Here is a 22644-nt window from a genome sequence, read left to right as displayed (position 1 = left end):
TTTATCCCTCCACTATTTGTCGCTTCCAGATACTGGTCGTATGGTTTGGTTTCTGGCTCAGATATGTCAGTGTTTTTGTTGAACGACCTGCCTCTTCACGGTAGACGTCAAATCGGTTTAACGTCGGAGGTGCAATCGACTGTCGTTTGTTCGGACGTGAGACTGCCTCCTCCCAGGATTGTAAAACGACGTTGGCGTTGGTTCCCCCATCTGCAAAACAATTCATCGCTGCTATTCTGTGCGAATCGTTCCATTCAGAAAGCTGTCGCTGAAAATAAAAAGGCGTTGACTCCATATGGAAATGGGTCATCGGCTCTTGCCCCGACAGGAACGGAACCAATTGTTGGTTTTTGAGCATCAGCACGACTTTAATCAAACTGGCAATCCCTTCTGCACATAATGGATGACCGATATTGGGCTTGATCGATCCTAATCCGCAAGCAGCCGTATGAGATGAGCGGTACACAGACTGAATCGCTTTGAGTTCAAGTAAATCTGTCACCTCTGAACCCGAGCCATTCGCTTCTATATAGCTGATTTGTTCCGGCCCCACACCAGCTTTAGTCAGTGCCAACTGCATAACCTCTTTTTGGGCTTGCAAATTCGGGGTGGCAGGACCTGCCGTTCGTCCATCATTGTTGACCGCTACTCCCTTGATGACGGCATGTATTTCATCACCATCTGCCAGTGCTTGCTCCACGGTCTTCAATAAAACCATTCCTACGCCTTCTCCCAATACGAGTCCGCCCGCACGTTTGTCAAAAATATGGAAGGCTGGCTCTTGGCTTAAAATTCCTCTTTGGTGGAACATCCGATGTGCTTCATCACCGCTTAACACGTTAACCCCACCGACGATAGCAGCCTCAATCTCTCCACTCCGAAGGGAATGAATCGCCATATTCATCCCGACCAGCGCCGATGAGCATGCGGTATCGATGACCATACTCGGACCTCTAAGATCGAAGTACTGGGAAATATTTGTAGCCAAATAGTTTTGTCCCACGGTCATAATCGGGTTTTGTGTTTGATGAAGACGATCTTCACTTGGGCGATGATTACTTCTTGCCCCGATGTAGACGCCTACCGATTTTCCCTTGATGTCCTTCGTTGTGTATCCAGCCTGATGCCATAGATGAAGACTTTCCTCCAATACCAATAAGGCTTGCGGGTCCATGGCCTTCGCATCTTCTTTTGCTATCAAGAAGAAAGAAGGATCAAAAGCAGTAATGTTGTCCAGAAGTCCTGCATGATAGGAATTTTCATAGCCCCAGCGTTCCTTGGGTACAACACCAATGGCTGAACGGCCCTCCGCTAACAAATTCCAGTATTCTTCCACATTACGAGCACCCGGAAAACGGCACGAAAGCCCCACTACTGCAATGTCAGATGGATTTGCCTCCCTATATGGAGTAGCCTGACTACCCACCCTCTGGCTTTTCACAGTCTCACTCTGGACGGGCTGACTCTTCGGATCGTCGTTCCATTCAGGAGAAGTCAGCGTCTGATCGTCAGTGATGGAAGCGCCGTGATTGCTAGACAGCCATTCTGCAAGCGTTTCTATAGTGGGATATTCATATAAAATCGTCGGGTCCAATTCCTTGCCTAACCATTTACTGATCTCATTCATGACTTGAGCCAGTAACACTGAATCGATCCCATAGTTTGGAAACTCTTTATCTATCTCCAATCTGGCAGGCTCTATTTTCAGTTCCTTCGCAAACAGGTCAATCAGTCTTGTTTGTGCTGTCTTCACAAGATCCACTACGCTTTGCGTCGGCTTGCCTGCTGTTGGACGACGAGAAGACAGGCTCACAGCAGAAGCTTCTTGCTTTTTGTGTCGCATCAACTGATGAGGTTCCCACAGCTCTTGGTTAATGACTGCCGGGAAAACAACGGGACCCATCTTTTTCAATAGAATATGATCCAACAATCGCAGTCCTTGCTCGTCAGTGATGTGTTCCAGCCCTGTTTGTTGATAGGCTTTGGTCGTGACTGCACCGATTCCTGTTTCCTTCCAACTTGGCCACTGAATGCTCATGATCGGGCAAGAATCTGCATGTACCTCTGCAAAATAATCCATATAGGCATTGGCTAACGCATAATCACTCTGGCCCGAAGCCAAGGACGGAATGATTGCCGAAACAGATGAAAAGAGAACGAAGAACTGTAAAGGCTCGTCCTTGCAGTTATGGAAAACCGTATGCAGCCCAGCCACTTTCGGTTGTAATACCTGCTGAATTCCCTCCGTCGATTTCCGAATAAACGCAGGATTTTGATCATCGCTAAAACCAGCGCAATGAATCACCCCGCCAATCGGACCCATCGTCTGTTTCAAATCCTGCAAATGCTGTTGCCAAGCCTCTTCATCGGTTAAAGATACAGATAAGACTCGAACCTGCACGCCTTGTGCTTCCAAAGCTTGTATCGCCTGAATTTTCTTTGCTACAGAATTGCTTTGCTGCTGATAGGCTCCCCATTGCTCGCGTGGCGGCAGACTTTCTCGCCCTGTGAGCACCAGTTTTTTGACACCATAACCCTCTACAAAATGCTTGGCACATAAATATCCAAGCCCTCGTGTACCTCCTGTGATCAATAAAACATGGTTCTCAGGGAAAACAAGCGCTGGCTCCTGACTTTCTGATACCATCTCTTCCTGCAGATAAGCGCTATAACGCTCACCTGATCGATAGCAAACCTCTGTTTCCTGATCATCGATGAGAAACTCTGCTACAATCTGTTGCGCCAGTTCTTCTCCATCAGCCAATGGATCTAAATCCACATGGCGTGATTGCAGATGCTTATATTCACTTTGCAGCATGCGGTACAAACCAACACGTGAGGCACCCGCCAAATTGACCGAGTCATTCTGGAAAGACTCCAAGCCTTTTGTCACACCCAATAGCTTCAAGCCTTCCTTATGACCATTCTCAATGAGTTGTTGCAGCCATGGAATCCAAGCCAGCGTATCGGTCTGCTGCTGATGTCCACAACCGATCAAATCTACGATGCCATCATAGTTTTTCCACTCCATCCCATCCTGATGGAATCGTGATTCGAGCTCGTTCAGCTCCATGATTTCACTCTTAGCGAAATGGTTGGACAGTTGAATCGCCAAATGCTTCGTTTCATCCGTTGTGAAAATACATATCGTCCGATGAGCTACCTTGGTTGGCATCACTGGGCAAGCCTTCCATTGCTTTTTCACAATGCGCATGTCTGGGTGAACGGGATGTTGCTCATATGTGGATAGGGATGTTGCACCTGTAAATGACGAATATCCACCAGGCACCCAGTAAGCTTCTCTGCTAAAGGGATAGGTGGGAAGACTGATCCGGCGAGGCTTCCTCTCCCCATACAAGCTGCTCCAGTCCAAGTTCAGCCCTTTCACCCAAACGTCCAGCAATTTTCCGTATTTGCCTTTGTTCATCCATGAATCAATCATTTGCGGCATATCATCATCTGCTGCAAAGATTGCCAAGGTCTCTTTATGACGTTTTACCTGTCCGTGGTACAGGTCTTCAATGTCCTTCTGTCTTCCTATGAATTGCTTTAATTTCTCTTCAAGTTCCATCATCGAGCCCGCGATCACAGCCAAACGTTCTTCCATCGCTTCTCGTCCCACTTGAAGGGTATATGCCATTTCAGCTAAATCCACATCAGACAATCCCTGTTCCGCAATGGCTCCGAGCAGTCGTTGTACCCGTTGATGAAGCTGTTCTTCATTTTTGGCCGATAAGACAATCAAAGCAGGATTTTGCGGACTTACTCGTACAGTAGGCTGCTCTTGCATTTTGGGAAGATATTCTTCAATCACCACATGAGCATTCGATCCTCCCGCACCAAAACTGCTCACACCAGCACGTCGTGGAACTTCCCGTCCGTCAATGACAGGGCGTTTCCACTCCGCCAGCTCTTGCTGAACAACAAACGGCGTCAAGCTGAAATCTATATTCGGATTGAGTACTTCAGCATGCAGAGATGGTGCTAATTGTCCATTCCTGAGCTGCAATAAGACCTTTGTCACCCCAGCAATACCCGCTGCACTCTCACAATGCCCGATGTTGGACTTCGCTGATCCAATGGCACAAAACTGTTTGTCATTTGTATGCGTTTCGAAAGCCTTCGTTAAGCCCGTAATTTCAATGGGATCGCCTAAAGAGGTTCCCGTACCATGTGCTTCCAGATAGCTGATCGTCCTTGGATCGATTCCGGCTTTTTGGAAAGCACGTCCAATAACCCGAGCTTGGGCATTCGGGCTAGGTACATTGTATCCATTCGTTTTTCCTCCATGGTTAACCGCTGTTCCTTTTATCACACCATAAATTTGATCTCCATCGGCAATCGCTTTCGCCAGAGGTTTGAGCAGGACTGCTCCCACACCCTCGCCAGGTACATACCCGTCACCGCCGATACCAAAGCTTTCGCATCGTCCCTTGCTCGATGCAAATTTTCCTTGTCCAAGCATCAAGTATTTATTCGGGTGAATGGAAACGTTGACACCACCTGCAATAGCAGCCTCACATTCCCCTTGCTGTAGACTTTGGCAAGCCAAGTGAATGGTTGTCAGGGAAGAGGAACACATCGTATCTACCGCCATGCTAGGTCCATGGAAGTTGCAGAAATAAGAAACCCGATTCGCAATGGAGGCTGGACTTCCTGCCAGTGCCATCGGTCTGCCGAGCATCATTTCCTGGGCTCCGTAGAGCTGGTATTCTTCGTACATGACTCCGACATAAACCCCGACATTACCGCCTAGACCCATGCCAGGTGTTGAGCCGAGAGATTCACGAGTATACCCGGCATCCTCTAACGTTTCATAGACGCATTCCAAGAACAAGCGCTCTTGCGGGTCCATGATCTCAGCCTCTCTTGGTGTGATATTGAAAAATAACGGGTCAAATTGATCTACACCGTCCAGGAAGCCTCCCCACTTGCTGTAGGTTTTTCCTTGCTTTTTCTTATCTGCATCAAAAAACAAGCTGTGATCCCAACGCTCTTCAGGAATTTCTGTGACACAATCTTTTCCGTCACGCAGGTTACGCCAGAACTCATTCATGTTTCCAGCTTTCGGATAACGACCGGAGACCCCAATAATCGCAATGTCTAAGGCGTCGTTTGCTGGTTTGGTTTCTCTCGCCATTTCTATCAATGCGTTACCTCTGCTCCTGCGGTTGTTGATGATCGGTTTTGCCGTTGCAGCAACCATCGCTGGTGCAACGCTCGACTTTTTAACAGGGGATGCCGTTGGTGCTTCTTTCTCGTCCATACCAAAGATACTCATCATTTGCTCTCGATGCGATGCTAGGAAGTATTTCGCAATTTCTTCGATGGTTTGATATTCGAAAAATAATGTTTTCGACAGCGAACCAAACGTTTTTTCTAGTTCATTGGTTAATTGCATGACCATAATCGAGTCAATTCCGTACTTTTCCAACAAGGCGTCTGCTTCGATGCGGTCTATTGGCAGCTTGATGACGGAAGAGACCAGCTTTTTGAAATAATAAATCGCTTTTTCCTTTGGCAAATGATGACTTGTTGGTTGTATGACGGTAGAAGCTTTGACGTCTTGTTCTGTTGTCTTCGGTCTTCCCACCACTGCTGCGTGGAGGCGTTGCAGGTCTCCTTCCATTACCATCACCTGATCTTTTCGAGAAGCTACGGCTTCATAAAATGCACGAATACCCGTCGCGGTCTGCAAAGCGATCATTCCAACCCTTTGTTTCACCATCTCCTCAACAGCTTCGTCTACTTGCATCCCGCCCTCTTTCCAGAGCGGCCAGTTGATGGAGACTGTTTGACCTTGACGTTGCTTTGCCTGCACTCGTTCATTCCGATATTTCGCATAGCCATCCATAAAGGCATTCGCGCAAGCATAGTCTGCCTGACCAACATTTCCTATACTTCCTGCTATCGAAGAAAAGAGGACGAAGAAATCGAGAGGCTGCTCTTTACTTGCCTCATCCAAATTCGTAAGGCCGGCAACTTTTGGGGCTACTACTTGGTTCCATTCTTCTGTCGTTTTCTTGAGGATGAAGTTATCTCGAACGACACCCGCGCTATGGATAATGCCGTGAAGACCTCCGAATTCCTGTTGAATACTTTGGATGAGCTGGACGACTTCCTGCTTGTCCGTCACATCAACTTGACGATAGATAACACTTGCCCCTGACCTTTGCAAATCATGGAGCATCGCTTGTTTATCTTCGAGAAGAGGAGAACGTCCTGTGAGTATTAAGGTTGCCTGTTTCGCTTGATTTGCGATTTCCCTTGCGAAAATCAACCCTAAACCACCTGCACCACCCGTAATCAGATAGGTTCCTTGATCTCTCCATGGAATAGTGACTTCATCATGCAATAGCTTGGTTTCGCACCAGCCCAGTACATAGCGGTTACCCGCTTGATAGCGAATTCGGTCGTCCATAGGGTGGCAGGCATTCTCTTGCAGCTTGTTTACGATTACTGCCGCATGTTCACCTGGGTTTATTTCCATGAATTGACCGACTACATTTGGATTCTCCTGCTGAGCTGTTTTCAGCAAGCCAGAAAGTCCGCTTACGTACGATTGCTCCGCTTCGTCGGGAACGACGACCTGCAATAACACTTTGCCAAGTATCTTTTGTTGAAAGATGCTTTGGATTTCCAAAAATACTTGGGAAGCATAGGTCTCGAACTTGTCCGCAATGCCATCCTGTTGGGATTGCAAAGGTATCAAGCGCACTTCGTCCATCTGTGCTGCTATACTTGCGAGCGACGATTCAAAGCCTTCCGCCATCATCACGATATGCTGTGCATAGGTAGGAGTCTCCGTTTCCTGAACACCTGCCTGTTCCTTCCAGCAAGGATGAACCATCAGCATCTCTTGTGCCCCTGTAGTTTCGAAGTCTTCCACTTTGCCGTCCAGCTTACGAGATGAAAATCGCTTCATTCTGGCGCAAACATTTCCTTGCTCGTCACATAAATCAATATCCAGCTTCTGCACAGGATCAGAAGCGTTGCTGCCATCACTGTAGCGAATATACACCCACATCTTCGTCGTGCATGGACTGAAGATTTCCAGCTCATCCAGCGCAAAAGGCAAGATTGGCTTTAGCGAATTAGGCTGGTGAGAGAAGCCCCTGTCATCTGCCTCCATAAATAAACCAATCGCCGCCTGCAAAGCAGAATCCATCATACTTGGATGCAGCACAAACTGTTCTTCTGTCCCCAAAACAGCGAAAGGTAAAGACAGCTTTGCCAACACCTGCTCCGTGCCCTTATACACTTGTTCAATTCCTTGCAGCGCCGGACCATAATGGATTCCCATTGCTTTATAACCGTCATAGCATTGGCTGCCACTCAAGATGCCATGGCTGCACGCGGCTTGTAACATAGCGAGATCAAGCGTTGGCGTCTCGGCAACCGTATGGAATACGGCACTTCCCTGACTGTGCACAATCTCTTCTGCTTCCTTTCCTGTATGCTCACTGTAGATTCGATAGCCAATCTCTCCACTGTCTTCCAGCTGAAGACCAATGTGAACATCGACAGGCTGATCATCGACAGCAATCGGCTTGGCCCACACCATATTTTTGAGCGTCAAGCCATTCTGTCCCGCCCTCAAGGCTCCCGCTGATTGATCCATTGCCTCTCGTGCCATTTCGAGATAAGCAACACCTGGTAAGAGCTGCTGACCATTCACAACATGATCGGCCAAGAAAAATTCCTGTCCACGGAACGTAGAACTATACCGTTGTTCCAACAATTCAGACGTGTTTTTCTGGAGCAATGGGTGAAGGAAGAGCGTCCCTTCTGATACTGCTGCAACTTCGCTCACAAATGGCGTATCCATCTGAGGAATCCAATAACGTTCTCTTGCAAACGGATACGTAGGCATGCTAATGCGACGAGGTTTCTTCTCACCGTAGAGCTTGTGCCAATCAACCACGCCTCCACTTACCCACAGATCAAGCAGCTTGGCGTATTTTCTTTTGCTTATCCAAGCATCGATTGCATGTTTCAAATCTTCATCCGCTTCGAACACCGCAATCGTCTTTTTGTTGCCTTTCACCTGTCCCCGGAATACATCTGTGATGCCTTCCTGCCCATCTACAAATTGGGTCAGCTTTTCCTGAAGCTCTTGAATGGAGCTGGCCATCACAGCCAGGCGCTCTTCCATGGCTTCTCGTCCAATTTGAAGCGTGTAGGCAATATCCGCTACATCCAGGTCAGAAATGGACTGATCCTGGATCACAGTTAACAAACGCTGTGCCTGTTCGTGGAGCTGTCTTTCATTCTTCGCTGACAGGAGAACGATCGCTGGATTCGTGTGACTTACTTGGCTAGCTGGACGTTGCTCATATTCTGGAATGAATTCTTCGATGACGATATGAGCATTCGAGCCACCCGCACCAAAGCTGCTCACCCCCGAGCGCCTTGGAACTTCCTGACCGTCAATAACAGGACGTTTCCACTCTGCCAGCTCTTGCTGTACGACAAACGGAGTCGTGCTGAAATCAATATTCGGATTTAGCACCTCCGCATGCAAGGATGGTGCTAGTTGTCCATGTTTGAGCTGTAGAAGGATTTTCGTTATCCCGGCAATTCCCGCTGCACTCTCACAATGCCCGATATTGGACTTCGCTGATCCGATTGAGCAGAATTGCTTGTCTGTAGTGTACGCTTGGAAGGCTTTTGTCAATCCTGCGATCTCAATTGGATCCCCTAAAGAAGTACCTGTGCCGTGAGCTTCCAAATAACTAATCGTCCGTGGATCAATTCCTGCCTCCTTCAAGGCACGTCCAATTACACTCGCTTGTGCATTCGGATTAGGTACGGTATAACCATTTGTTTTGCCGCCATGGTTAATGGCACTTCCTTTTATCACACCGTAAATTTGATCTCCATCGGCGATTGCTTTCGCCAGAGGTTTAAGTAGTACCGCTCCGACACCCTCACCAGGTACATAGCCGTCACCGCCAAGCCCAAAGCTTTCGCATCGTCCCTTACTGGAAGCAAATTTCCCCTGTCCGAGCATCAAATATTTATTCGGGTGAATGGAAACATTGACACCACCCGCAATCGCAACCTCGCATTCACCACGCTGCAAGCTTTGGCAAGCAAAATGGATGCCGGTTAGAGACGAGGAACACATGGTGTCTACAGCAACGCTAGGACCATGGAAATGAAAGAAATAAGAAACACGGTTCGCTACCGATGAGAAGCTTCCGCCAAGGGCCATCGGTCTACCCATCATGGTTTCTTGTGCACCATACAGTTGATACTCTTCATACATAATGCCTACATAAACACCGACATTACCGCCAAGTCCGAAGCCTTGAGACGAGCCAAGAGATTCGCGAGTATAACCTGCATCCTCTAAGGTTTCATACACACACTCCAGGAATAAACGTTCCTGCGGGTCCATGATTTCTGCTTCCAGAGGCGAGATGTTGAAGAAAAGCGGATCGAATTGGTCAACACCGTCTATGAATCCGCCCCATTTGCTGTAGGTTTTCCCTCGTTTGTTCTTATCCTCATCAAAATACAGGCTGTGGTTCCAGCGCTCTTTGGGGATCTCCGTAATGCAATCCTTGCCATCGCGCAGATTGTTCCAGAACTCTTGTGTATTCCGAGCTTTCGGATAACGTCCAGAAACCCCAATGATCGCAATGTCCAAAGCTCCTTTGGCTGGTTGGGTTTCCTTCTGTGTCGTAATGAACCGCGAGCCTTTGCGACTTCTCCCGCGATGGCTGTTCCTTTGCCTTTTCGACGTGTTTTCTTCTTTTGTCACGGATGCTGTTTCTTGGATAACAACGGTTTCCTGCTGTTCCGTAAGACCCAAGATTTCCATGAATTTGTCTCGATAGGTGTCCAAGAAATATCCAATCAATTCTTGAATCGTTTGATATTCAAAAAATAACGTTTTCGGCAGCGAGCCAAAGCTTTTCTCTAATTGGTTGGTTAATTTCATGGATAGAATCGAATCAATTCCGTATGTCTCCATCGCGACATCTTCTTCGATTCGATTCACAGGCAGTTGCAGAACCTCGGCAAATTCCTTTTTAACAAAATGAGTTGCTTTCTCTTGAAGGACATTTGGTTCCACAGTGGTGATCGTTTGTTTTTCATTTGGCTCTACCTTCGTTGGTTTGATCGATACCACTGGCTGCATCTGTTTGACCAGCATCTCTTCAAATTCTTCAAGTAAATAGGAGGCAAGCTGCTGTAGCGTCGGACACTCTACGAATACAGTCGGAATCAGCCCAATGTGATAGTGCTGATTTAGCTTGTTGGCGAATTCAGTCAGTAGTACCTGATTAAATCCGAGTTCAGACAGCTCCACTTTGACATCGATATCTATGGGTTGAACCTGAAGCAGCTCCGACACGATGTGCATCAAAGCAAGTTCCACTTTTTGCAACAGACTGCTGGTATCCACCGTGACCGAAGCTTCGGATCGGGCAAGAGCATGCTTCGATTGAGAACTGCTGACTGGTGTTTGCAAAAGTAGTGTTTGCTTGAGCTTTGCCAGATCACCTTCCATCACCATGACCTGAGCTTTTCCGGAGGCTAAGCCTTGGTACATCGCTTCAATACCCGTCGAAGTCTGCATAGCAACTACTCCCATGCTTTGCTTCAACATGTCACCAGCCTCTACGTCTGCCTGCATTCCGCCCTCTTTCCACAATGGCCAATTCATGGACAATGTCTGTCCATGACGTTGCTGTAATACAACCAATCCATTGCGATAGTGAGCGAATCTGTCCATAAAGGCGTTGGCGCAAGCATAGTCAGCTTGTCCGATATTCCCCAAGCTGCCTGCCACCGAGGAAAACAGCACCAGGAAATCCAGTTCTACCTCTTTGGTGGCTTCATCCAGATTGATGAGACCCGTAACCTTCGGACCCAGAACCGATTGGACTTCCTTCCTGTTTTTCTTGAGGATATAGCTGTCACGAAGCACGCCAGCACTATGAATAATGCCATGAAGACGCCCATAGTCCTGTTGAATCGTGCGGATCAATTCTGCCATTTCCTGTTTGTGCGTCACATCAACTTGGCGGTATTCAACTCTTGCTCCCGATCTTCTCCATGTCTGGAGTTTCCCTTGCTTCTCTTCATCCAATGGGGAACGTCCAGTCAGAATCAGGTTCGCATGTTGAACCTTTTGTACAATTTCGTTGGCAAAAAGATAACCCAGTCCGCCTGCCCCGCCAGTGATGAGATAAACCCCACCGTCTTTCCACGGAATACTCGCCTCTTGTGGAGCATCCAGTTCTACCCACTCAGATACATATCTCTTTCCAGATTGATATCGAATCTGAACATCCAATGGGCGGCGTACATTCTCCTTTATTTTTTCAACAATCTCGAATTCGCTGTCGCCCGATTCTACCTCTATTACCTGTCCAATCAAGTTGGGATTCTCCAATTTTGCCGTTTTCAGCAACCCAGAGAACGCAGTGAAAAACGGCTGTTCTGCTCGCAAGGGAACGACAAGCTGAACCAATACCTTGCCGCGTACTTTTTGCTTGAAAATCTCTTGAATTTCCTCAAATACCTGCGTCGTATAATCAATAAAACGCTCGGAAATGCCTTCTTGTGAGGAACGCAAAGGAATGCAACGGACTCCATTCAAGTAGGCTTGTAGATTGTTCCAAGAAACGCGATCAGGTTCAACCATCATCACGACTCGCTGTGTATAGTCAGCGGCTTCGGCGTTGCTCACAACCGCTTGTTCCTTCCACTCAGGATGAACCAGCAGTGTTCCGAGTTTCCCTTTGGAATCCACCGTCTCTACTTCGCCTTCCAGCACTCGTGCGGAGAATCCCTGCATACGCACGCAAACCGTTCCTTGGTCGTCACACAAATCAATGTCTACTTTCTGTACCTTGTCTCCCGTCCTACTGCCATCAGCCTGTCGAATCCATACCCACATCTGGGAGGTAGTCTGGCTAAAAATGCTCAGCTTCTCCAGTGCAAAAGGCAGGAGTGGCTTCAGAATCGCTGTATCGCCTGTGCCAAGTAATAATCCGATAGAGGATTGTAAGGCCGAATCCAGCATGCTCGGATGCAAGACGTATTCTCCTTGCGTCTCGGCAACCTTGGTAGGCATGGCTAACTTGGCCAATACTTGTCCTTCTCCCACGTACACTTGCTCGATTCCTTGCTGGGCTTGCCCATAGACAAGTCCCATTGTTTGAAAGGCTTCATAACACTCACTTGCATGAAGCGTGCGATAGCTGCATTGGGCTTTGATCCCATCGAGATTATGCGTCGGAGCAGCAGTAATCGCTGCAAACACCATACTTCCTTGACTGTGTACTACCGATTCAGCCTGTTCGTTCTTCGGTTCGCTGTATATTTCATAACGAAGGTCTCCGTTATCCCCAGGATAAATGCCGATGTGCACCTGAACAGGCTTGTCTTCCACCACAATTGGTTGCGCCCACCCTACATTTTTAAGCTCTATCGTGAATTGCTCTTCTTCCAGCACTCCCGCTGCCAGCTCCGTAGCAGCACGAGCCATCTCAAGATAAGCGACCCCTGGCAGGATTCTCTTTCCTTTTACAACATGATCCGATAAAAAGAATTCCTGACCATCAAAAGTAGAGCTGAATCTTTGCTCACTAAGATCCGAAGTATTTTGGTGCAGCAAAGGATGTAGGGAAGCAGTCAGACCACGCGTACCTTTTGTATTAGTTGACGGTTGTGTCTTTGGTTCTGGCAGCCAGTAATGCTCTCTGGCAAAAGGATACGCTGGCAAGCTAATCCGACGAGGCTTTTCATCGTCATAAAGTTTATTCCAATCGAAATGCAAACCCTTCACCCAGAAATCGAGAAGCTTCGAGAATTTTTTGCGTTGCATCCATTTTTCAATCGCTTCTTGCAATTCCTCATCGCCTGCGAAGATGTCTGCTGTTTCTTTACCGCGTTTTACCTGACCCCGATAGAGGTCGACAATGCTTTCATTACCTGCAAGAAAGCTACGCAACTTCTCTACCAACTCTGTAAGCGAGCTAGTCATCAGGGCCAGGCGTTCTTCCATTGCCTCGCGTCCCACTTGAAGCGTATACGCAATATCTGCTAGATCCACATCTGTAAAGGATTGCTCCTCAATCGACGCTAACAGTCTTTGAGCCTGTTCGACGAGACGCTCCTTATTCTTTGCCGACAGGACGATGATCGCCGGATTTTGCGGACTGATCGTAATCGAAGGCCGTTCCTTGACCTGAGGAATATATTCCTCAATCACGACATGTGCATTGGACCCTCCTGCACCAAAAGAAGAAATCCCGGCAATTCTCGGGAATTCTCTCCTTTCTCCATCCACTTCCATGATCGGTCGTTTCCATTCAGCCAAGTCCTGCTGAACGACAAAAGGCGTTTTCGAAAAAGGAATATTCGGATTCAACTCTTGCGCATGCAGGCTTGGGACCAGCTGTTGATGCTTCATTTGCAGCAAAATTTTTGCCACTCCTGCTATTCCAGCCGCCGCTTCCAAGTGACCAATATTGGATTTAACGGAACCAATCGCACAATATCTCGTATCCTGCGTATCCTTGCGGAAGGCCTGAATGAGACCCGTAATTTCAATTGGATCACCTAGCTCCGTGCCTGTTCCGTGCGCTTCTATATAGCTTACGGTTTTGGCATGAACGCCTGCCTTATCCAATGCTTGGCGAATCAGCTCTCCCTGAGCAGTTGGATTCGGTACGGTATAGCCATTGGTTTTTCCACCGTGATTCACACTGGTTCCACGAATCAATCCATAAATATGGTCGCCATCTGCCATTGCTTTCGACAGTGGTTTGAGCAGTACTGTACCTACGCCTTCTCCCGGTACAAAACCGTTTCCGCCTTGCCCAAAGCTTTTGCATTGTCCATCTACGGAAAGCATATGCAACGCTGACAAAAAGACATAGCTAGAAGGATGCAGATACAGGTTGACTCCGCCGGCAATCGCCAGTTCACAATCCCCGTTATACAGATGCTCGCACGCCTCATGAATCGCTGTGAGCGAAGCGGAGCACATCGTATCAATCGGCATACTCGGACCTTGGAGATTGAGGAAATAAGAAACACGATTCGTCAGTGAGCTAAACGAAGTGTGCGGGTAAATCAATTCACCCTGCTTCCATAAATCAGGTCCGTACAAGCTGTACCCTGTTTTTGTGATCCCTCCAAACACTCCGACTCGTCGATTGTGCTTTTCTGCAAGCAGTTGTCTCGTATAACCTGCGTCCTCCAGCACTTCCCAGCACGACTCCATAAACAACCGTTCCTGCGGATCGAAATGCATCGCTTCCCACGGGGACATATTGAAAAAGAGAGGGTCAAAGTCAGCGAATCCGTCTACAAAGCCGCCCCATTTGCCATAGCTTTTTCCTTCTGCCACAGCTTTGTCTGGGTCAGGTTCGAAAAAGCCATCCAATGACCAGCGTTCCTCTGGAATTTCTGTAATGCAATCCTTGCCAGATTTCAGATTCTCCCAATACTCGTTCAACGATCGCGCTTTTGGATAACGTCCGCTCATGCCGATAATGGCAATCGGCTCCCGCGCTATCTGATTTCCTGATTGCACGGCTACACTGCCAGTCAGTTCATGGTTGGCTGTATCACGTTCGTTATGCGCCCGTGGTGCTGGAGTTCCATGATTGACCGCACCCTGACGATCAAGCCCCGTCCACTTCATGCATTCCTGATGATGATCAGCGACGAGATAATCTGCAAGGGTGTTAAGAGTCTGATATTCATACAGGATGGTCTTGGACAATTCGCTAAAGATATCACCTAGCTTTTTATTCAGCTGGATCACCATAATCGAATCGATTCCGTATGTTTCGAACGGTTCGTCGACAGCGATTTTACCTGCCCCATGCCTCGTCTCTTGACCGAACATCACTTTTAGCTGATAGAGCGTTTTATCTTTTAACACACCTGCATCGACCGATAGCTTCGCATCCTGCATCGGTGTCGAATCGAGTTGTGACACGACAGGATTACCTAGCAAGTGTTCCTTTAGTGTTGGCAAATTGCCTTCGATAACCAACATTTGCACAGAGCCAGAAGCCACCCCTTGATACAGTGCCTGAATGCCACTTGCAGTCGGCATCGCTACCATGCCTCTTGCCTCCATGATCTTCTCTGTCGCTTCATCAACACGCATACCGCCATCTTTCCACAACGGCCAATTGATAGAGAGTGTTTGGCCCTGTCGTTCGCCTGCTTTCATCAATCCACGACGATACTTGGCGTATTGATCCATAAAGGCATTGGCAGCTGCATAATCGGCTTGCCCCGCATTCCCGAAGCACCCCACCCCAGAGGAGAAGAGAATAAAGAAATCGAGCGCCATATCCTTGCTTGCCTCATCGAGATGCACAAGTCCAGAAACTTTTGGCGCCAACACTTGTTCCAGTTCATCCGTTGTTTTTCTAATGATGAAACTGTCACGAATGACTCCCGCACCATGAATGATGCCAGTGAGGCTACCAAACTCTTGCTTGATAGATTGGAACAAGTCTTCTACCGCCTGCTTTTGTGTGATATCAGCCTGACGATATTGAATATTGGCTCCTAGTGCTTTCCATTCCTTGCATTTGGCTTTCTTATCTTCATCCAAGGAAGAACGACCCGTGATAATCACAGTCGCTCCCTTCGTTCGCTCGGCGATTTCCTTGGCAAAAATCAAGCCTAATCCGCCTGCACCACCCGTAATCAGATAAACCCCATCTTCTTTCCATACATGCTCCGCTTGGCCAGAAGAATTCATTTCTGTCCAGCCGCTCACCCAGCGCTTACCATCCTGATAACGAATGTGCTTACTTTTCTCATCATTGCTGTTTTGTTTCAGCTTCTGGACCAAATCTGCTGGATTCACCTCTACCATCACTTCAATAAGCTGTCCAATCAGCTTTGGATTCTCCAATTGAGCCGTTTTCAGTAAACCAGAGAGAGCGGAGAAGCATTGCTGTTCCTCTTTGTCAGGTACAACAAGCTGAACTAGAACTTTTCCCTTTGGTTTATTGGCAAGGATTCGCTGGATTTCCGTGAATACCTGGACGGTGTAGGCATGGAACCGTTCTGCGATACTTTCCTGCTGTGATTGTGGTTGTAAGACCAGGCAGCGCACTCCGTTCATTTCGGATTCGATACGCTCTCTGAATTCCTCTGCCCATTCACAAAGGATCACGAGATGCTCTGCAAAAGCAGGCGAACCAGCTTTTTGGCTGATCTCCTGTTCGTTCCAGCACGGTTGGACAAGCAGCGTTTCTGTCGTTGGAGTTGCTGAAGAGATTGGCGAAATCTGTACAGAAGCCGGTCCCGCCTCCGTGCGCACATTCATGTTCGTTTTCGTATCCATCTCGGGAACCCCATAGGACTCCTCCGCAAAAGGATAGGTAGGAAGACTGATGCGACGAGGTTTTGCGTCTTTATACAGGACTTCCCACTCGATATCCAGACCCTTGCTCCACAATTCGGCTGCTTTTTCTCCTTTGCCTTCTGCAAACAGCTTGGAAATCAACTCACGATTCGTCTCATTCTTTTTCAATAGGGAGACTTCATGGTTTGCTTGTTTTACGTTTCCGCTAAAGCTACCTGCTGCTTGTTCCTCTCCACTCAAAAAGTCACTCAGCTTTTGAATGAGTTCCGCTGTATCTTTGACAATAAAAATAGCCCTGCTCTCCATCGCTTCTCTTCCCACTTGGAGTGTATAGGCCAAATCTGCAATATGGACTTGTTCATGATTCCCGCTAAGGAAATCAACGAGTTGCTGGGCATACGCGAGAACACGATCATCGTTTTTGGCGGATAACGGCACGAAATAAACGTGCTGGTTGTTATCATCGCTTACGCTGACACGCTTAGTTTCTGTCCCATTCTTCCATTGTTCAAAAATCGCATGAGCATTCGTCCCGCCAAGTCCAAATGAACTTAACGCCGCTCTATGGGGAACAGGCGCATCCTCCCATTTTTTGAGCGTATCAACTACATAAAAAGGTGATTGATCCAAATTGATATTCGGATTCGGCTTTTCATAGTTTAGTGATGGAGGAATTTCATTATGGTATAAGCTTAATGCTACTTTAATGCAACCCGCTAACCCTGCGGCTGTATCGAGATGTCCAATATTGGTCTTCACCGATCCAAGTCCGCAGTACTGTTTATTGGTTGTGTATTTTGTATACACTTCATTGAGCGCCGCAAATTCTATCGGATCTCCCAAATAAGTGCCCGTTCCATGCGCTTCGATATAGCTAACTGTTTCAGGATGAACCTTGGTGTCATCTAATACTTGCTGAATCACCTCAGCCTGACCTTTTATACTTGGTGCATAAAATCCGACTTTATCTGCCCCATCATTGTTGATGCGAATTCCTCTCATGAGGGCATAAATATGATCGCCGTCCTTGATCGCATCGGAAGCTTTTTTGAGGACAACTAAGCCGACTCCTTCTCCACCGATCATGCCGTCTGCTGACGCGTCGAATGTCTTGCAGTGACCATCACTGGAAAAGTTCAATCCCGCTTGATAGACATACCCTGTATAAGTCGTAGGGAAAATCGTCGCGCCCCCTACCAAAGCTACCTTTGATTCTCCCGCTTGCAGGCTGCGATAAGCCAGATGCAAACCAACCAGCGAGGAAGAACAATTGGAATGGACGGCAAAGCTCGGTCCCTTCAGCCCCATTTTATGAGAAATCATCGTCGGTATGGTTCCACCTTGCGCCAAAACCCACGAGACATATTCATTCGGGTCCTTCATGACATTCGGTGATTCCTTGGTGAAATGCGGCAAGAGTGCTTGATAATAGCTATTGCTCGCCGACATAAAAACACCCGTCTGCGGAACCTGTTTAGGTGTATACCCTGCATCCTCCAATGCTTTCCATGAATGGGTTAATAACAGACGAAACTGCGGGTCCATAAATTCTGCGTCTCTAGCTGAAAGGTGAAAGAATCCTGGATCGAAGTGATCTTTTCCTTCGATGGTGGACTGCACCGGAATAAAGTTCGGATTCTGTAAGTATTCATCAGGCAGGTGTAATTGATCGATCTCCTCATCAGAGAAGAAACGTACACTTTCTACGCCGTTCCGTAAATTCTCCCAAAACTCTCTATGATTTTTCGCTCCCGGGAAGTGGCAGGAGATTCCAATAATCGCGATGCTATCCTCATAGTATGCAGGATAAGTCTCCTCCACTTGTCCTTCGCTATACGCCATTGCCTGGTTCGGATTGACAAAATCCGCTTGCTCATCTGATTCATTCTCTTTCCTTGTTGCGATATATTCGCTAATTTCTCTAATATTGACGTACTTAAACAACGTGGTCACATTTAGATCGCACTGAAACTCTTCCGTCATTTTGGCTACAACCATGGTAGCGAGAATGGAGTCTCCACCCACATCGAAAAAGCCATCTTCTGTACTGATCCCCTCTACATTCAGGACATCCTGCCAAATTTTCAAATTCCTTTGCTCAATATCAGATTGAGGCAGACTCTGCTTCTTCGCCTGTGTTACCACAAGCTTTTGATTTAGCAGCTCTGTGCGATCCACTTTTCCATTAGCGGTTAACGGGATTTTATCCATAGAAACAAAAAATGCCGGAAGCATATACTCTGGCAAATTCATTCTCAAATAATCCCGTAATTTTGAGGGCTCAAGAAGTTCATGGTTCGCACCTGCTTTCGGAACATAATAAGCAACCAACCGCTTATGATCTCCCTCTTCTTTCACCAACACCACAACGCTTTGAATCTGTGGATGAGCCATTAGTTGGCTCTCGATCTCACCCAATTCAATTCGAAAACCACGAATTTTTACTTGATGATCAATTCGGCCTAAATACTCAATCGTTCCATCAGGGAGCCAACGCGTTAAATCCCCTGTTTTGTACAACTTGGTTCCCGGTGTAAACGGGTTATCTACAAACTTCTCTGCGGTAAGCTCTGGGCGATTCAAATAGCCGCGAGCCAAGCCTTTTCCTGCAATACAAAGCTCCCCTGGAACACCAACTGGGACGGGATTCATATGGCGATCAACGATGTAGAGTTGTGTATTTGCGACAGGTCTACCAATCGGTGTATTGTTGCTAACCAGTTCATTTTCAGAGCAGGAGAACCATGCCGCATAAATAGACGCTTCTGTTGGTCCGTAAATGTTTTCAATCTTCGCCTTTTGAAAAGTGGCAACCGTCTTTTTCACCAACTCTTTTGGAAAGGCTTCACCCGCAACCATCACATATTTTAGCGGACAATGCTGCAGGAATGGCTGATTCTCTCCAACGCCGTTCACGAAGACATTCAGCATCGCCGGAACAAAATTGATATGAGTCACGCGATGCTTCACGATAGATTCGGCTAACATTTCTGGAGACTTCTCCCCATGTGGCGGAAGAATGACCAGACGTCCTCTACCAATGAACCAACCAAACAGCTCGGACAAAGAAACATCAAACACATAGTTGGTTTTGAGCAGATAAACGTCGTTCTCCATAACGGGATAACGGGATTCAAGGAAAAAGAGGGTATTGATGATACTTTCATGACTCACCATGACCCCTTTGGGTTTCCCTGTGCTTCCAGATGTATAAATCACATAGGCTAGATTGGTTGGGTTTACTACCCGGTTGAGCGTTTTTTGTCGCTGGGCTGTCTGCTCAACCTCTTCCCAATCCCTGTCTAACACGATGCATTTCGTATTTCCTCCTGCCGCTGAAAATACTTTGTCCAAAAGGCGAGCTTGGGTAAGCACCAAACGGCTCTTACTGTCTTCCACCATGTATGCCAACCGCTCTGTGGAATAGGTTGGGTCCAATGGAACATAAGCTGCGCCAGCTTTCAGAATACCGAAAATGCCGATGACCATTTCCAAAGAGCGTTCGACACAAATCCCCACTGTAGCTTCAGGACCTGCTCCCTCGGCCTGCAAATAGATAGCCAGCTTGGTCATTTGTTCATCCAGTTCACGGTAGGTCAACGATTGATTGTCATAAACAACAGCCACAGCATCTGGTGTTTGTTGGACTCGCTTCTCGAACAAATCATGGATGCATAAAGCCTGTGGGAATGCCGCTTCAGTCGCATTCCACTCAGCGAGCAGCATGTTTCGTTCTTCCACAGAAATAAGGCGTATCTCATCCAAAGCGATGTCAGGATTTTGGATGACTTCGTTTGCGATATTGTGATAATGCTCTGCCATCCGCTGTATCGTCGCTTGGTCAAATACATGAGGATTGTATTTCAGATTCAATACAAACTCGGCTTCCTGCTCAAACACCTCTAACTCAAATTCATACTCACCCTCTTGATGAACACCCTCCATCAATTCGATGGCAAGCTTGTTTTGACATTCATCATAAAATCGCTGCAAGTTTTGCGATTGTAGAAAATTTTGGTACGTAAAGATGATATCGAATACGGGTGAATTCCCGTGAAGTCGAGGAATATTTGCCTCTCGTACCATCGTTGGAAAAGGATAGACAGCGTGATCCATCCCGTCAATCAGCGTAAGCTGCAATTCCCGAATGAACTGGGAGAAAGACTTTTCCCCCGTTACCTGACTGCGAATGGGGATCATATTGACAAAATAACCGATCAGAGAATCGAATCTTTCTTCTGGACGTCCCATCGTTGGCATGCCGACAATCACATCTGTTTGACCTGTATACCGATATAATAAGGCTTTAAAAATCCCTAACAAGAGAACAGATGCGTTCATACGGTAATGCTTGGAGAGCTTCTTCACCTGCTGACTCAACTCTCGTGAAAATACGTGCGTAAAAACCTGCCCCTCAAAGCTTGGTGCAGCAGAACGCGGGCGATCGGCAGGAAGCTCCAGTTGTGGAAGCGTCCCGGACAATTGCTCCAGCCAGTAAGAACGATGTTCCCTACCTTCCCCGCTCGCCATCATGTCCTGTTCCCACTTTACGAAGTCAGCGTAACTGGTTGAATTCGGTGTTACTTTTGGCTGCTTTCCTTCAACCAGCTCGATATAGGTATGGACCAATGCTTGTAGTAATAACAAGGAGGAATGTCCGTCAAATATCATATGATGAATCGTAATCAGGACAAAATGCTCTTCTTCCGAGCGCGACAATAGATGAATGCGAAGCAAAGAACCCTTTTCCAATGAAAAGGGCTCTTTTACTTTTTGCCTGAGATGCGACAATACATCCTGAGACGTTAAGCTTGAGATGTCCTCCTGCTCAATGGGAAGCGATTGCTCCAGGCGTTGAAGTAGATACGGAACACCATTCTTTTCCATAATCGAACTCTGTAAAATCGGATGCTGTTTGAAAACAAGGTGGCAAGCCTGTTTAAATAAGGCAACGTCCCATTTCTGAAGGATGCAAAAGCATAACGGAACATTATAAGCACTCATCGTAGGAGACATTTTTTGCAACATCCACAATCCTTGCTGCCCGACGGACAGAGGACTTGTAAACGATGGGTTTTCCAGCTCCAGAAGCTTCTCTTGTACTTCCGCAGCAGACAGCTTACCTTCTTTGTAAGCCATGAGGATTTCCCGTCGCATCATATCATCCCTCCTTTGTCGATTACCTGTTCGATCTCTTCTAAACTTAGCAGGCCTTCTTTGAATTTTTGCAACAGATTCTCTGTCCGTTCACTGCGAATCTGAGACGTTGCTTCTAAATCTGTAGTGGAAGCAATCTCTTTATGACTCAACTCTCTTATTTTTAATGCAAGTAGATGAGCTAAAGACTTCATCGTCGGGTTCTCCAGCACTTCCCGCCCTTTGATTTTGATATTCCAGCGCTGCTCTAAATGACGAATCAGTTTGGTAACCATGATCGAATCCATGCCATAGTCCAAGAAATATTTGTTTATCTTAATTTGCCCTTCCGAAAGATGTAACTCCCGAGAGAGAAATTGTGCCATATCCCGCTGAATGTTTTCCTCTGTTGGGCTGTCAGGGTTGATATCAATCGCGAACGTCGCTTTTTCCATAGGTTGACGAATCGTGTCATTCCCAAGCTGCTCCCCCTCACCCTCGGAAGCGGAGAGCCAATAGCGTTTTCTGGCAAAAGGATAGGTAGGCAGAGAGAGCGTGCGCCGCTCTTGTGGATACAAGGATTCCCAAGGAATTTTACCTCCCTGCGTCCAATGAAGGGCAAGCTTTTCCAGATTATTTTCTGCTAAAAGAACCTGCAACACCGTATCTCCTACCTTGCCTGAAAGAAGATTTCGCACTCCTGCCTGGTCTTCTTCGAGATCTCCTGTATAGATAGGAATCAATGCCGTTGGCTCGCTGCCTTGTTCGACCGCTTCCAAATACGCCTGTAATCCTTGAATCAATTCCTCTCGATTTTGAACCAGCATAGCCAACCTGCATTCCATGGCCTCTCGTTTCACTTGAAGCGTATAGGCAAAATCCGCCAAGGAAAACGCTTGCTGCTTGGCAAATGCAAGCATCTGCTGGGCAACGGCACGCAATCGCTCTGCATTTTTTGCCGAGAAAACCACGATCTGGGGTGAAGTGGCAGAAGAAATGGATTTCATCTCTGTCTGCGGCGCAATATATTCTTCGAGAATCAAATGAGCATTTGACCCGCCTGCTCCAAACGAACTGATCGTAGCCCGGCGTGGAACCTCTCGATCTTCTCCATTGATGCTTACCAGTGGTCGCTCCCACTT

2 protein-coding genes (1 of these 2 only partly in view) are annotated in these 22644 nt (G+C 47.3%); both read right to left on the bottom strand.

Going from position 1 to position 22644, the window contains the following annotated elements; all coding sequences use genetic code 11:
- Window position 1 precedes the first annotated feature (1 nt).
- Complete coding sequence (locus tag C7R92_RS06685; RefSeq protein WP_106833642.1) at window positions 2–21526, bottom strand: non-ribosomal peptide synthetase; 21525 nt, start codon at window positions 21524–21526, stop codon at window positions 2–4.
- Window positions 21523–22644, bottom strand: the final stretch of a protein-coding gene (locus tag C7R92_RS06680) for an SDR family NAD(P)-dependent oxidoreductase (RefSeq protein WP_106833641.1). Its footprint extends 10809 nt past the window's final position; only the last 1122 of its 11931 coding nucleotides appear in the window; the start codon falls outside the window, past its right edge; it ends in the stop codon at window positions 21523–21525. The genes C7R92_RS06685 and C7R92_RS06680 overlap by 4 nt, the downstream gene beginning before the upstream one ends.

Origin of the sequence: Brevibacillus porteri (genome assembly GCF_003013475.1) — a bacterium.
In the GTDB taxonomy this organism is placed as follows: Bacteria; Bacillota; Bacilli; order Brevibacillales; family Brevibacillaceae; genus Brevibacillus; species Brevibacillus porteri.
The sequence above is the reverse complement of the archived record's forward strand: the minus strand, read 5'-3'. Positions and strand labels throughout refer to the sequence as shown.